The organism is Pseudomonas sp. P108, from assembly GCF_032613195.1.
Classification (GTDB): Bacteria; Pseudomonadota; Gammaproteobacteria; order Pseudomonadales; family Pseudomonadaceae; genus Aquipseudomonas.
This window is the reverse complement of record NZ_CP126691.1, coordinates 716932-731926: the sequence shown is the minus strand read 5'-3', so window position 1 is coordinate 731926 and position 14995 is coordinate 716932. Positions and strand designations below refer to the sequence as shown.

Below are 14995 nucleotides of genomic sequence, written 5' to 3'. Positions count from 1 at the left end.
AGGATCGTATTGTTATTCGATCAGATCTCCAGGCCATCAAGGTATTTGAGAGAGCCGGTGATGACCGAGTTTTTGACCTTTTCGCGAAACTGAGCGTAATGCAGCGTGTTGAAGGTGATGGCCGCAATTTGTTCAACGCTGTTGTGGACAAGTGTTTCATCCTTGCTGAACAAAAACCCGCTGGCCTCTCTCTCGATCTGGAACTGACGGTGATAGATGCCCATTTCCACTTTGTTCGGGCCACTCATCACGCAGGGGATCATTTGAAAATATCCGACATTGGCACGCAGGCTCGTGGACTCGAACAGCCTGAGTGCCAATGTGTTACGTTCCATCACCCGCAACGCACGCCGCATAGGTTCGCCGAACTGCTCACCCAATACCGCCGCGATACGCTGCGTTGCCTGACCGGCCATCAGATTATTGCGCGACGGAGTCAAGGTTTGCGGTTTCGGCACGTCCCATCCGACAAATTTCAGGACATTCCTGTAGTACTCGAACCAGTCCCCCGATAGCCCGTCCTCGAACGCCGCGCGCGTTGCTCTTTGCGCATAGGCTGTGCTCATGTAGATATCATCTCGATGGGTCGCAGGCAGGCCACCGGCAAACGCCACGACACTGCCGCCCACCACCGCAGCCTGCGGTGTAATCAAGTCCTTCATGCCGTAATCTCCTTGGGCAGATTCAGCACCGCCACGCTGTCCGCAAGTTTGTCCCTGACTTTCCTGGCAATGGCTTCACGCGCGCCGCTGTAGCGAATTTCGGACAGACTTGCCCGGGCGTGATGCACATGGACCAAGCCTTGAACCTCTTCGCATTGATACAACTGTTGAAATGGATTTTGGCTTAACTCGAGTGACGTCTCGAACTCAACAAACGCGCTTGCGATCGCATCGGCAGCGTTCGCAACAATCACCAGTAGATGCACCTTCGCCAACGGCGCTGGCATGCTGTCCGACTCGGCCGTAACCGATATTTTCATGAAACTGCGCAATCGCTGGATGGCGAGTTCGTAGCCCGGTATGTGTGCCATTCGCTGCAGAACTGCGCCCATTATTCGGGTTTCAGGCATTGCATCATTGCGTAACGCTGTATTGAAAAACTCCAGCGCGGACTGATTTCCGGGATTGCTGACCTGCCATGTCTGCTTCGACTTCTGATGGCGCAACCAGAAATCATCAAGGACACTCACGTACGTGCCGTACCAATCCGGGGACAGGGATTTTTCATGTTTCTTATTGGCAACCCGTTGCGCCAGCAAAATCGAATTGACCAGATCGCTATAAACTTCCAGCCGCTCACCATCGGGAATGATCACCACGCAAGCCCCGACAACCAAAATTAAACATTCATCATTCATGTCAGGCCTCCGTAATAAAAAAGGGCAGTCGCCATGACTGCCCTTCTTCTGTTAATCAGACTTCATACTCTTCGATTTTCGATACAACGTTCAGACCCAGTTTAGTCCTGATGGCCATGCGCGCCTTATCAGCAATTTCGGTATTCTTGGCAAAGATCGTTTCACCGGTGTACAACTTCACATTGCGAACATCTACATCGACAAACATAACTTTAGTGGACGTATTGCGACGCAGAAAACGCACAGCACCGACGGCCATGATGGCTTCGCCATTAACTTCGGTACAGACGCCAGCGGTGATGCCACCAACGCCGTGGTTCAGCAGATTGCGTTCATACAGAGTCAATGCGGTGTCACGTTTTTTCAGAGCGGTGATGGCGTCGCTCGCCGTCTTCAGCATCAGCGCAGTTGCAGGGCCAGGCACCGCAAGACCCGCTACCACCGAGCCGAGAATTTCCAGGACCAGTTTATCCATCCGTACGCTGGTGCCCGCAACCTCCAGATCGTTGTAGTACTTGGTGACAGGCGTCCAGCCTGAGTTGGTCATGACCTCGCGAAACAGCAGATACCACTCCAGGCCCTGGCTTTCGAGAGGGAACTTCTTGTTGGCGACAAGTGTCGCGAAAAGAAAGGCATTTTGTGCGTCGGTCCGATTGTCATCCGTCAGATGAGCAGAAAATGCCAAAAGCCCTTCGCCAACAACTGCCGCCTTTGTCGGCGCTTCCACGGCGTCACCGGAGTTAAGGGTCAAGGCAACACCACGAGCTTGAATAGTTGGAACTTCGTCAATTTCATATTGCTGCAGAGCACTAATGCAATTGGCGACATAGAGTTGTTGCATTACCGGGTTATTCACTTTGAATTCCTTATCATCATTTAAGCAAGCCTTCATTAACTTGCGAAAACAACAATAATCAAAAACACCAAAACCCTACAAACAAAAACATGTAACACCAATTACCAAACCAATCAAAGACGCAACTAAAAAACAACTAAACCAGTAACAAGCAACGCTCTAAAAGTCGATACCCCAACCCCGTAAAGCGCTGATAGACTCCATCCCCATTCTCCTTCCCTGCGAGACATGACCATGCTCCACGTGTTGTTCAGCGTTTACCTGAAGATGCTGGTGCTCTACAGCCCGTTCTTCGTGTTGTCCTGCTTTATCAGCCTGACCCGTGGCTACTCGCGCAAGGAGCAACGGCGGCTGGCCTGGAAAGTCGCGGTGGCGACGCTGGTCTCCAGCGTCTTGCTGTATTTGTTCGGGCGGGTGATTTTCGATGTGTTCGGCATTACCGTGGATGCGTTCCGCATCGGTGCCGGCAGCGTACTGTTCATTTCGGCGCTGGGCATGGCGCAGGGCAAACCGGCGGTGCAGGCCGACAACGTGCAGCAGGACGTGACCATCGTGCCGCTGACCATTCCGCTGACCGTCGGCCCGGGCACCATCGGCGCCTTGCTGGTGATGGGGGTCAGCCAGCCGCACTGGGACGATAAGCTCACTGCGATCATGAGTATCGCGCTGGCCAGTTTCACGGTGGGCGTGGTGCTGTATCTGTCGAACCGCATCGAACGGATTCTGGGGGATCAGGGTTTGCAGATCGTCAGTCGTTTGATGGGTTTGTTTGTCTGCGCACTGGCGGCGCAGATCATTTTTACCGGGGTCAAAGGTTATCTGGTGCCTTGAGCGCCCGACCTCGGTTTAACTGCCAAAACAAAAACGCCGCGAACGACAATGTCCGCGGCGTTTTATTGTTCAGATGAATTTACCGCTCAGGGCAAATGTTCAGCCACCACCGCCAGGCTGGCAATGGCCTCACCGTCCTGCACTGCCGCAAAAGCCTGCAACCACTGCTCGAGTGCGAACAGATAATGACGGCCAGCCATTTTGACAGCCAGTTCGCACTCACCCTGCTCCTCGACGCCGCGCACGATCAGACTGTGCCCATTGTCCGGGTCGGTCAGCACCAGGTGGCCAGCGACCTGCGACATCAGCAAATGCCCGCCCTCCGCCACGTCCAGCACCAGCAAGCCAGGTTCCGGCACCCGCCCCTCGGATGGACGTCGCACATCAACAACAATGCAATCCAGACGCTGCCAGGTTTCGGCCGATATCCGATAACCTTCCGTGCGCGAACCGAAGGTCAGAATCAACCTTTCAACGCCGTCGGCAAGCAATGGCTGTACCTCGGCCAGATCATCAGTCAATTCCAGCGCCATGACTTCCTCGTCACGATGCGCATAACTGCCCGGCAACCAAACGCCATCGACCGTTCCGGCACTGAAGAGCAATTCGTCAATGGGGTCGAACAGTAGCGGATTGGCCGCATCACGCGTACCGAGAAATGTTGCCCATTGCCCATCGTCCCGTGCGGACACCTCAAACAGCCGATCAAGCATCGGAACGTAGTACTGATAACGATTGCCGATATTCTCAATGGGTAGAAACGCGGCATGGGACTGCCCCTCCAGCCGCCGTTTCAAACGTTCCTGCAGTTGCCCTGGCGTCTGACCAGGAGCGTGTGACCATCGGTTTTCCATGCTGACAATCCGTGCCGGTTGCTGATCCCGCAGTAGCAGCGTCACACCTTCACGGGTACGCCCGAGCAGGCCGTCTGCGTGCGGCAGCACTTCGCTGAACGCCCACGACGACCAGACCTGTTCGGCCTGGGGCAAGGCTTCGCGATGCAGCAACACGCTGCCGTTACCAAACGCCGTGCGCATCGTATCGACGCAAACCAGCGTCTGGCGCCAAAGCTGCCCGGCGCTCGCATCAAGCAACCAAACGGCCTGCCGATCAGGCGTCAGCCCCAATAACGCGAGCTCGCGGTTAGCCGTTGCGTCCATCAGCACGAGCTTTTCATCAACGCACCACGCAGCCAGAAACGGCTGACCCGGCTGGGCACGCAAACCGATGATCGCAAAGGCTGCGCTGCTGTATTCCCTGGCAAGCGCCGGTAATGCCGCCAGCCAATCCGGATTTTGTTGCAGCCAATGCCGGCTGAGGCCGACAAACTTCAGAACATTTCTATCAAGCTCGGACAGCCAGTTGTCATCCTTGGCACCGAGGTCGATTTCGAACAGTCGTCCGTCGCTTTGAGTGGCCAGGTAGCTTTCACCCACACGGGTAACCTCGATCACGTTTTTCGCCAGCGCCTTGTGCCAGAAGACGTTGTCGCGCAGTTCGATGCCATGGCTGAGCATTTGGCTTTGCTGGCTGTAAAACAGCAGCGCAGCCGCCGGGTCAGACGCTCGCGGCATGAGCATCACCCTGTCCCCTTCACTGTCAGCGCCAGCGCGCAAGTACCTGTCGTGATGCGCGGCAATCCATGCTCGCTCAAGCAGCCGATCGAAGGACCAGGCACGGGCATGAACATAGGGCGCGTAAGTCCAGGTAGTGACCGGCGAAGCCATGCCTGGTGTTTCATCTGCGTAGGGGCGGTGCTTTTTCTGGCGATGGCGGAAAAACGCGATTCGCGTTCCCTCTTCCGGCTTGAGGAAAGAACTTTCCAGACCGGGCGACCACATGTGGATGTCCGTCAGGGTCACTTCGCTATCGGTCAGATGAAACTCCAGCGTCGTGCGCACATTCATGGACTTTTGTTCTACCAACTGCTGCGAGACTCGCAGCGTGCCGTCAGCCAGTTGCCCGAAAGTGGTGATTTTCGTGCCGAGTTCCAGGCTCAGTAACCGATAACGATGGACGACCGAAGCAGTGATCACATCGACGCGCCAGACCGTGGCATGGTCGGGATGATAAAACCACGCATGAGTCGTGCTGGCGGCGCCCAGCATCAAGCCCTCATTGACTTCGCCCGGCAGATCGCGCGCATACAACAAGCGTTTTTGAGCGACATCGTAAAAGGCTGTCGTGCGCACATCGAGGCTGGCTGGGTTGAGCGCAACCTTGAACCGCTGAAGCGTGACGTATCCCGTGCCGAGGCGCATCTCCTTCTCTCGTTTGCGCAGGTGGGCAAGCACATCACGCGGATTGTTTTTATCATCGCCCAGGGTGATGGAAACCAGGTGCAGCGCATTGCCTTGCCAGTCCAGTTGAAACAACTCTCCCCCGGCCAACTCGATCAGCCCATCGAACGCCGACAGCACGATACCGTCGACCGTCAGTTGACGCCCCGCCAGGTACGTTTGCGGGGCGCCGTCATCCATCCTGGGTACGTCATCAAAGCTGACCTGCTCGATGCTGACCCAAGGGGCATGCACCAGCCATTGGGTCGCTCCATTGAATTTCACCGTTTTCAACCCCGGCGTCAGACGAAGCTGGCAGCGGTCTGACGTGGCGCTGATTTCGTAGGACAGCTTTTGCTGGCACTCCATCGGCAACGTCGGCACCGCCAGTTGGCGCACCTGCTCGTCCAGCACCACGCTGATCGTTGTCGGTTTATAGACCGGATGCAGTTTGTAGAGGATGTGCTTGAGCGACGGCGTACTGTGCAGATAAAAGCGCCGTTTGCCCTGCTCGTCGTATTCCAGCTTGTCCGCCACACTGTTGCGCAATTGCGGATAGCGAGTGTGGATGCGCTCATCCATATGGGTCTTCAGCGTGTCGGTCAATGCCGTGAATGGATTGAACAACGAGTACCAGTCTGGCCCAGGTATTTCACTGGCGTCGCGAGGCTCGACCTGCTCTCCCGGCAGTGGCTCGTAGACGTAGCCCGCGCCTCCCAGTTGATATTCGTAGCCGTAATAGCAGAGCGGCGTACACGGCAACACCACGGTATGAGGCGCAGCAGCCTTGCGAATGTTCAGCGCTGCACTCTCGGGGAGACCGAACGCGTGCCGAATATTGAGGGAACGGTGTATCTGCCTGGGATCATCGTTGTATTGCGGCAATTCCAGTGCACCGCCGCCCCACGGATAAAATCGCTGACTGTCAAAGCGCACCTGCCGGTCCTGCAGATCCAGGTGGGTGATGACGGCTTCCGGCGGGAACTGCAACACCCCCTCTTCCACAGTGAAAGCGCCCGGTTGGTAGGCATTGTGGATGGCTCGCAGGTGATTGCCGACCGCCGTTGCCTTGTCGGCAATCTGCCCCAGATTGCTGGCGATGGCAGTGGCGCCGATGCCGATGCCGAGCAATGGCACAGACAGAAAAGCTGCGGCGGCCCCTACTGTTCCGCCTGCTGCCAATGCGGCAATGTCCAATCCCAACGCCACTGTGTTGAACGCCAGGGACGTGGAGAAGCGCGAGCGCTGCTCGTGATTGTCCGCCAGTGACAGGTTGTAAATATCGAAGCCGATATTGACCAGCGAAAACGCAAAACCAACCCCGGTTGCCGCGCGACCGAGCACCCGGCCAGACAACGACGACTGGCGCAAGAGCAGCGCCTGTTCACTGGCCAGCGCTTGCCGCACCAGGTTGATCATCTGTGCGGTATCGCTGACCACGCCAAAACCCAACTGCGCATAGCTGACGTAGACCTGTACTTGCAGCGCGATCGACAAGCTTGGCACCTGATCACCGGCCTGGTATTCGCGATGACGCATTTCGCTGATCAGCGTCTGGATCGCAAAGGCGAAACTCAAGCGACTGCCGCCATCCGCTTCCGCCGGACCACTGGGGTTGCCTGCCTTCACACTCTGCTGCAGATGCTGTTTGAGCTGAGTGAAGCGCGGGTCCGCTGTGCTGACGGTGCGCGCTGGATGGCGGTTCTGCGCATCGACCAGCGTCACCGAATAAGCACCGTCCGCCTGCGGTTTGAGCGTTTCCAGCAAAGGCAAATATTCCCGCCCGAGCGAATGTTCACTGCGCAACTGCTGCGTGGCCTGAGCAAACTCCTGCGCCCAATAGCGCGCATCCATTTGCGCCAGGCTGGCGCCCATCCGCGCGTTTTCGCTGAGCGAACGCTGACGCGCCACGGCTTGTTTTGCCCAGACCGGGACACGGCCTGAATCACTCGAAGGCAGGCGCAAAAAACTGTCCAGGCGCAAACCGCTCGATAGCTTGCGGGCCGCGATCGCCACAGTGTTCAACTCGATCACGTTGAACCGCGCTGCGGCCATATCGCCCAGCCCGTAGAGCTTCGCCAGTGCGCTGTCGCCTGCGCTCAGATAACGCTCAACGCCGAGCTTCACCTGTGCGCCTTTGGCGAACGCGTAAATGGCAAAGTTCGGGTCATAGAAGCGGTAGACGAATTGGTCTCCAGCCTGCACTTTGGCCACCAGCAAGGCGTGATCACCAGTGTCGAGCAAGAAGACCGTGGACGCCGTTTTCGCCTCCAGTGTCTGTATGACCGTGTCCAGACTCTGCAAGCCGCGGGATTCACCAATGGCACTGCCGGGCAAGGCCCGTAGCTCGTTCAACGCACTGAGCAAAGCCAGTGAACTGGCCTCCTTATGGTTGACGTTGGCTGTGGCGACATGTCCCACCAGCGTCCGTTCGGCTGACTCGCCGGCAGCCACCGCTGCGCCCATCAGCAACGCCAGCGGATAACACCGACGCCCTGGGTCACTGGCAGTGTGCATCAGCAAATCCTGCGACAGTTGCCGGGCCGAGGTCGCGCCGGCCTCGACGAACATCTCGCGCACCTGCGCACTGCGCTGGAGAATCCGCGAACGGTACTCACCCTGCGCCGTGCGATTGATCTGGCCGATACGTTCGCCCCATTGCCGCAAGGTCAGCGGCTCAAACAGTGCCTGCACCTTGAGTTCGCGCGCCGTCAGGAGGCCATCCGCCTCGCCACGCGCCAGCCCGGTCTCGAAACCGCGCGATTGTCGCTGGCGGACGGCTTTTTCCACCGCGTCATAACGGGCGAACGTGCCGTCGCCATCGGTTTCAACAGCCAGGTCGCGCACGGTTTGCCAGACCTCGGTGAAGCTGGCGTCGTCCAGACTTGTCGCACCGAAAATGCCCCCGAGCATGACGCGCACCAACGGGCTCAGTTGCTCAAGCGGCAAAGAGTCATGGGCAATGCGGCTGAACAGTTCGTTGAGGTTGCTCGATGATTCCGCGCCTTGGGAAACGGGCAGTGCGCGCACAGGTTGCGCAAGGATCAACTGACGATTATCAAAACCGATGGAAAAGGCCTTGGTGAAGGTGATCTCACCACTCAGCTTGTCCCTCATGGCGCGCACAAAGGGTTCGCCCAGATCATCCATCAATTGTTGCAGGACTGCCGTCAACAGCACCGGTTTACCGCCAACCACGGGCCAGCCTTGTTTGAACGTCAGCGTCTGTTGCGGTTGAAGCAGATCCGCCAGTTGGCCGGTATACCGCGATTTGAGTTTGCCGGCTTTCCACTGTTCCTGCTCTTTGGCCAGCCATTGCGCCTCGTCGTCATTAACGGTCCAACCGGAGATCGCCTCCTCCTCGGTCTGGACGTTGTAACCCTCCGCCAGGCGCAGGCGCTCCTGAACCGTGACCTCGTTGTCCGGCAGCAGGTGAGTCTCGACATGGTTTTTCAATCCGGTGACTGCCGCTCCGGGGCCGGTAAGCGCAATGGTGCCGCGCGCTCCGACGCGAATGCCATCGCGGTAGTAACTTAAAATCGACTCGCTCAACTTACCCAGAAAATCCTGCAGCGTGCGTGTCAGTTGCCCCTGCGCGATTTTCTCGTTCATCACGTTTTCAATTACATCGAGCAATCGCTCCGTCTGTGACCAGTCTACCGACGATGCTATTGCCGACTGTTCAACGGCTTGCAGACAGTCATAGTTGAAGCGGATCAATTGCATGACCGCGAGCGTCATCTCGCTTTGCGGGTGAGCCAGCAGATAAGCGTTCATCTCTCGGCTGAATTGCGCGCCCATTCGCAGACCGTGTTGCGGGCTGTGGACTTCACGCGGCGCGACAAATATATGCTCGACGCCGGGTTTGCTGCGGGCAAAGGCCAGCAGTGCATCCAGATCGGTGCCTGACAACGTATCCGTGTGATCGGTGTAGCGCAGGCGGTCGCGCCCCGGCATCAAGGTTTCGTCATGATTGAGCAACAGCTGCAACACGCCCAGTCGTTGCTCGTCACTGAAACCGCTTATGTCGACTCCGCCCGGTTTGTCGGCCAGCGGCGGCAAGTAATCCATATCAGTGTAACGACCGCCCTGCAGATACTCGGCCTGCAAGCGCACAACATCGCTGGCTGCTGCAAAGTTACCGCGCATGGACACTTCGCGTTGATAGACATCCTGTAAAAAGTGCCCGGCAAACTCCCGTCTGACATCGCGTAACTGCAAATCGGTGCCGGCCATTTGCTGATGGCTTTGCAAACAGCGTTGACGAAAGGCTTCCAGCGTTGCGCGGTCCTTGCCGTAGGCACGCACCATCAAATCGATCCGGGCCTGATCAGCATGGCCTTGCCATTGCGGTAGTTGCAGGTATTCAAACATCTCGCGCTTCAATACACGCGCACGATCTTCAATCATCTTTGCCAGCTCACTGGGGCTGGTCAGCGTGTCGCCGCCCGACTCCATCGCATCTACTCTGGCACTGTCGGATATAACCCGATTCATTTCGAAAGCGAGCAATGCATCGCTGTCATACCAAAGATTGAACTGGTAATTTTCGGCAGCCAGCACCTGGCGCCAGATATTCATGTAATCGCGCTGGATATTGCCAACTTCACTGCCGCCCACCCAGACAAAGTGCATGATTGCGGGTACCGGGCTGGGTACATCACTGAGTATGTTGACAGTGCCGGCCAAACGCCTGGCATAGTCTCGTAGTTTATCTTCAACTGTATTGATCAACGCCGGCACGGGCGCTGAGTTGCGATGTGACAGGCGCTCAAGGTTTTGCAGGAAGAGTGTTACAACTTGCAGTTTTTCAGTGAGACTCGTGGCCTGCCCGGCATTTTCGTAAAGCGCTACCAACATTGCATATTCGGCAGAGCCGGAAAGTGCCTTGAATGTTCGCTTCAGCGCAGAATATTCATCAGGCGAAATAAAATTGAACGCGCCGACATATTGCTCCATGACACCCATCAGACTTCATCCTTTATTCATTGAGAGAATCCTGGACGAAGTTATTCTGCCGGCGCGACAACTTCAAAAAGCACAAAACTCAAATAATTTCTCAAGAAACATCAAACGACAGATAAGTTCATCGCACGCATGATCCGGTAACAAACAGCTGCATGACGAATGGTTCGATAAACAAACGAAGCGGTGCTCCTGACGGAGACACCGCTCTGTTTTAAACCTTATCGGCTGACAGGGAATTTCGACTTGATATCTCACCGAGGCAACTTATTTACAACTTGCCTCGGCGTGATGCTCAGGAAAGCGGTTTTTCGCCATACCAGCGCGGCGTGTAGACCCAATCACCCCCGCCGGCGCGGGGAAAGGTGCAGGTAGTGGAAGAACCAATCAACACCATGGTGCGCATGTCCACCTGCTCCGGCGTCAACGCGCCCAACGTCGTGGTGCGCAAGGTCTGACCCGGACGGCCGATGTCGCGGCCCAACACCACGGGCGTTTCAGGTGCACGATGCTGCGCGACGATTTCCAGTGCCCGGCCCAGTTGCCACGGACGCGCGCGTGATATCGGGTTGTAGAACGCCAACGCCAGATCCGCTTCCGCGGCCAGATCCAGACGTTTCTCGATGATCGACCAAGGCTTGAGGTTGTCCGACAGCGACATCACGCAAAAGTCATGGCCCAGCGGCGCACCGGCCTGCGCGGCGGTAGCCAACGAGGCCGACACGCCCGGAAGGATTTCCAGGTCGACGCTGTGCCACGCCGGATCAGCCGACTCGTGCAACGCTTCAAGCACCGCAGCAGCCATGGCGAACACGCCGGGATCGCCCGACGACACGACGATCACCGAGCGCCCCTCGGCGGCCAGCCTGAAGGCGTGACGGGCGCGCTGCATCTCTTCGCGGTTGTCGGTGCAGTGCTGCACCTGATCGTCGCGAAACGGCCCGGCCATGCGCACGTAAGTTTCGTAGCCCAGTACATCGGTGGCGCGGGCCAGCTCGGCTTTCACCGCCGGCACCATCAGTTCGGCAGCGCCGGGGCCGAGGCCGATCACCGCGAGACGACCGCGTGGCCGGCCAATCTTTGAAACATCCAGAGGCTGCTCGGCAACTGCGATTGCCATGCCGTGTCCGGCCACGACTATCGCCGCGGGCACTGCGACTCGCGCCAGGGTTTCGATGTCGCTTTGCGCCGCGACAAAGCGCAGCGGCACACCCAGTTCAAGCGCCGCTTCACGCAAAAGTGGCGCAGCCATTTGCGTCTCGCAGGCCAACAGACAGGCCAACGATTGCACGGCGATTTTCGCCTGCTGCAAGGCGCTGCGAACGGCATCCGTCAGGTCTGATGTTTCAGCACTCACCGCCACCGCCACCGCCACACTGCGTGGATAGATCAGTAACTCACTGGCACTCGCTTCACGCGCGGCACTGCCGACATGAATCGAGCGCTGTGCCTGCGGATCTTCCGGCAATTGCGCCTGATCCAGCCACGGCGCCGCGCCTTCGATGCGCACGCTGTGGCCAGCCAACAGATCGGAAACGAAACGCTTGCCCAGTTCCAGATCGCCCAATGCGTAACCACTCGGTGGATTGAGCAGGCACGTGCCAAAACGCAACTCGCCGCTGGTGGTGATCGCCGCGGCGACTTGCAGCCCGGCTGCGATGTCCCGCGCCATGACATTGACCCCGCCGAGGCCGCCCAACAGCGGCACCACGGCGCTGCCGTCTTCGGCCACGGCAAGTACCGCAGGTTCAGCGCCCTTTTCCAGCAGCAGCGGCGCCAGCGTGCGGATGACGATGCCGGCCGCGCACAGGGCAATGATCGGCGTGTCCTGCTGATACAGCGTACGCAGGGTCGCGCCGAATTCCTGATACGTGCAATCGGCACCTTCGACCCGCCCGGCAAGGCCGTGGATCTGCGCCGCCGGGTAGACCTGCTGAATGCGCCGCGCGGTGGCCAGGCTGCCCTGACCGAGAATGACGATGGCTGGCGTGGATTGAGTCATCAGCCTTGCCACCGTTCGCCCGGCACGATGATCAGCGAGAAGTACGGCGACGACATCGGCTCGACCTGATCCATCGGCACGATCTTCTGATTGGCCATGGTTGCGCGTTCGACGTACAGCGCGCGCTCGGCCAGACCCAGTTCTTCGAGTACCTGACGCACTTTCGGGAAGTTGCGCCCCAGCTTCATGATCACCGCCGCGTCGGCATCGGCCAGACGGCGCTTCAATTCTTCATGGGGCAACACGCCGGAGAGCACCGACAGGCTCTGATTGCGATACACCAGCGGCGCGCCCAGCACCGAAGCGCCACCGAGCATGGAACAAACGCCCGGCACCACTTGCGCTTCATAGCGTGTCGCGAGGCGATCGTGCAGGTACATGTAGGAGCCGTAGAAGAACGGATCACCTTCACAGATCACCGCGACATCGCGACCGGCGTCCAGATGCGCCGCGACCGTCTCGGCGGCTTCATCGTAGAAGTCGCTGATCACTTGCTCGTAGGAAAGCGGCGCCGGCAACGCTTCGGTGGTCACCGGGTAGACCAGCGGCAGCAGGTTCTGCGCTTCTTGCAGGTGCGCCTCGATGATGCCGAACGCGTTGCCCTTTTTGCCCTTGGCGACGAAGTACGCCACCACCGGCGACTCACGTAGCAGGCGCAGGGCTTTGACAGTAATCAGTTCGGGATCACCCGGGCCGACGCCCAGGCCAATCAAACGTCCTTTGGCCTGCATCATTCGATCTCCGTGGCGAGGGCGTTAACGGCGGCGGCGGCCATGGCGCTGCCACCGAGACGGCCTTGCATGATCACAAACGGTACGCCACGGCTGTCGGCGGCCAGCGCGGCTTTCGATTCGGCGGCGCCGACGAAACCGACCGGGAAGCCCAGAATCAGCGCCGGTTTCGGTGCGCCGGCGTCGAGCATTTCCAGCAGATAGAACAGCGCTGTCGGCGCGTTGCCGATTACCACCACGCTGCCTTCCAGATGCGGACGCCACAACTCCAGCGCGGCGGCGGAACGGGTGTTGCCCAGTTCACGGGCAAGCGCAGGCACGCTCTCGTCACGCAAGGTGCAGATCACTTGATTGTTGGCCGGCAGGCGCGCACGGGTCACGCCTTCGGAGACCATCCGCGCATCGCAGAGGATCGGCGCACCGGCGGCCAGCGCATCGCGCCCGGCCTTGCCCGCGCCTTCGGAGAATTGCAGGCCGTCGACCGCCTCGACCATGCCGCAGGCATGAATCACCCGCACTGCGAGTTTTTCCAGATCGGCCGGGATGCGCGCCAGATTGGCCTCGCTGCGAATGATCGCGAAGGAGTTGCGATAAATCTCCTGACCATCGCGGATGTAATCAAGCATCAAGGGGGCTCCGAGAGCGGGCGTCGAGCAAGATCGCGGCCGCTTCAATAGTAAGGTTGCGTGCGTGCAGCGCGCCGAAACCCGGCTGCGTTGCATCGCGAAAATAGAGGTCGTAATGACCGGCACTGACGGCCAGTAACGTCACCGGGGCACAGTGGGCGGCGGCGCAAGAGCGCGTGCAGCCGCTCAGGTGCACATTGAAGGCCGAGGGCAGCAACGTTGCCAGATGGCGGGCGTCCTGCTTGGTGTCGGCCAGGCCTTTGCCGCAGCCATTGGAGCCGGTGCAGGCGATCAGGCGTGCAAGGGGTTCGGCAGCGCGGGTCAACAGGTTCAGTTGTTCAAGACCTTGCAGTACTTGCGCCGCATCGCTGGCTTTGACATCCGGCACCAGCAGGCTTTGCCAAGGTGTGAAACGCAGGCTGCCATTGCCGAACTGGCGGGCCAGTTGCGCGGCCCCGCGCAGCATTGCCGGATCGAGACGGCCCAGCGCCGGCACCGCGCCGAGGTACACCCGGTCCGAGGTATTTTGCGGATGAATGCCTATGTGCAGATCGTTCGCAACGGCCGTGCGCTGCCAATGGCTGACAGGCTGGATCGGCAAGCGCGTGCTCAGTTGCTCGATAAACGCCGAGAGCGGCAACTCGTCGAGCAAATGGCGCATGCGTGTTTGCTCGGGGCGCGCCAACTCAAGAAACAATTCCAGTACCGCCACCACCAGTGCATGGCCGTGTTCCAGTGCCACCGCGCCGACCGCGCGATCCGCCGGACATCCGGCCAGACCGAACGCCAGCAACACTTCACCGTCACGCTCGAACGCCGACAACCACAGATCATGGGGATGTTCGAGCATCGCCAGGGCTTCCCCGCCATCCAGTTGCACGGCGAACTTGGCGCTCAGCTCGTGGAAACGTGGATGGCTTTGCAGCGTGTCGAGGATCTGTTCGGCGAGGGGCCGGGTGTCGAAGTGCATCTGCCGATCAATCCCGGCCGCAGGGCTGAGCATCAGGTTGCGCACATCGTCACCGGCCGCCGTGCGCGGCCCGAGACCGGCGGCGAGCAGACGCTCGATCAGCGCTGCGGATTGCTCACCGATCCCGCGAATCTGCAGATTGGCGCGGTTGGTCGCCTCGATCGCTCCGCCGAACTGTTCGGCTGCATCGGCCACTGCATCAGCCTGATGGGCGCTGATCGAACCGCCATTGAGCTTGATCCGGCAGATGCCGCCGTCCAGTGCCTGGACGATACGCAGCAACCCCGGGCAGGCCGAGGGGCGTAAGGCGGTGGACATCGGGCGTTCGTTCAAGGGGCTGACCGGCTGCGTGGGAAAGGCGCTTCGCGGGCGAAG

The 14995-nt window shown here is 59.1% G+C and carries 9 protein-coding genes; 1 reads left to right on the top strand and 8 read right to left on the bottom strand.

The genetic code is table 11. From position 1 onward, the window contains the following. Positions 1 to 20: 20 nt before the first annotated feature. Genes QOM10_RS03080 through QOM10_RS03070 form a run of 3 tightly spaced genes read right to left on the bottom strand, consistent with a single transcriptional unit; the run spans position 21 to position 2216 of the window. Positions 21 to 662 (bottom strand): hypothetical protein, encoded by a 642-nt coding sequence (locus QOM10_RS03080; RefSeq protein WP_150750039.1) that lies wholly within the window; start codon positions 660 to 662, stop codon positions 21 to 23. Continuing rightward, the gene (locus QOM10_RS03075) at positions 659 to 1360 is read right to left on the bottom strand and encodes a hypothetical protein (protein WP_127925673.1); all 702 of its coding nucleotides are present in this window, start codon (positions 1358 to 1360) and stop codon (positions 659 to 661) included. The genes QOM10_RS03080 and QOM10_RS03075 overlap by 4 nt, the downstream gene beginning before the upstream one ends. A gap of 55 nt (positions 1361 to 1415) precedes the next feature. After that, the gene (locus QOM10_RS03070; protein ID WP_127925672.1) at positions 1416 to 2216 is read right to left on the bottom strand and encodes a hypothetical protein; all 801 of its coding nucleotides are present in this window, start codon (positions 2214 to 2216) and stop codon (positions 1416 to 1418) included. A gap of 234 nt (positions 2217 to 2450) precedes the next feature. Here QOM10_RS03070 and QOM10_RS03065 point away from each other — a divergent pair, with 234 nt between their 5' ends. Then, on the top strand, positions 2451 to 3047 hold the full coding sequence (locus tag QOM10_RS03065; RefSeq protein WP_025111770.1) for a MarC family protein: 597 nt from the start codon (positions 2451 to 2453) through the stop codon (positions 3045 to 3047). An 86-nt stretch (positions 3048 to 3133) separates the two neighbouring features. Here QOM10_RS03065 and QOM10_RS03060 read toward each other — a convergent pair whose 3' ends face one another. The 5 genes from QOM10_RS03060 to cobG form a co-directional block, all read right to left on the bottom strand. Continuing rightward, on the bottom strand, positions 3134 to 9961 hold the full coding sequence (locus tag QOM10_RS03060) for a TcdA/TcdB pore-forming domain-containing protein (protein WP_316917553.1): 6828 nt from the start codon (positions 9959 to 9961) through the stop codon (positions 3134 to 3136). A gap of 625 nt (positions 9962 to 10586) precedes the next feature. Next, positions 10587 to 12293, bottom strand: coding sequence for a precorrin-3B C(17)-methyltransferase (cobJ, locus tag QOM10_RS03055; RefSeq protein WP_316917552.1), 1707 nt, complete (start codon positions 12291 to 12293; stop codon positions 10587 to 10589). Next, the gene (locus QOM10_RS03050; RefSeq protein WP_370872600.1) at positions 12293 to 13027 is read right to left on the bottom strand and encodes a precorrin-2 C(20)-methyltransferase; all 735 of its coding nucleotides are present in this window, start codon (positions 13025 to 13027) and stop codon (positions 12293 to 12295) included. The genes cobJ and QOM10_RS03050 overlap by 1 nt, the downstream gene beginning before the upstream one ends. After that, complete coding sequence (locus QOM10_RS03045; protein ID WP_127925669.1) at positions 13024 to 13650, bottom strand: precorrin-8X methylmutase; 627 nt, start codon at positions 13648 to 13650, stop codon at positions 13024 to 13026. Before QOM10_RS03045 ends, QOM10_RS03050 begins: the two co-directional genes overlap by 4 nt. Further along, entirely contained in the window at positions 13643 to 14938 is a 1296-nt protein-coding gene (gene cobG, locus QOM10_RS03040) for a precorrin-3B synthase (RefSeq protein WP_316917551.1), read from the bottom strand. The genes QOM10_RS03045 and cobG overlap by 8 nt, the downstream gene beginning before the upstream one ends. Positions 14939 to 14995 lie beyond the last annotated feature (57 nt).

What these genes read in the sequence shown, in the direction of transcription:
- QOM10_RS03080 (WP_150750039.1), bottom strand. Translation starts at nt 662, where the DNA reads ATGAAGGACTTGATTACACCGCAGGCTGCGGTGGTGGGCGGCAGTGTC.
- QOM10_RS03075 (WP_127925673.1), bottom strand. Translation starts at nt 1,360, where the DNA reads ATGAATGATGAATGTTTAATTTTGGTTGTCGGGGCTTGCGTGGTGATC.
- QOM10_RS03065 (WP_025111770.1), top strand. Translation starts at nt 2,451, where the DNA reads ATGCTCCACGTGTTGTTCAGCGTTTACCTGAAGATGCTGGTGCTCTAC.
- QOM10_RS03060 (WP_316917553.1), bottom strand. Translation starts at nt 9,961, where the DNA reads ATGCACTTTGTCTGGGTGGGCGGCAGTGAAGTTGGCAATATCCAGCGC.
- cobJ (WP_316917552.1), bottom strand. Translation starts at nt 12,293, where the DNA reads ATGACTCAATCCACGCCAGCCATCGTCATTCTCGGTCAGGGCAGCCTG.
- QOM10_RS03050 (WP_370872600.1), bottom strand. Translation starts at nt 13,027, where the DNA reads ATGATGCAGGCCAAAGGACGTTTGATTGGCCTGGGCGTCGGCCCGGGT.
- QOM10_RS03045 (WP_127925669.1), bottom strand. Translation starts at nt 13,650, where the DNA reads ATGCTTGATTACATCCGCGATGGTCAGGAGATTTATCGCAACTCCTTC.
- cobG (WP_316917551.1), bottom strand. Translation starts at nt 14,938, where the DNA reads ATGTCCACCGCCTTACGCCCCTCGGCCTGCCCGGGGTTGCTGCGTATC.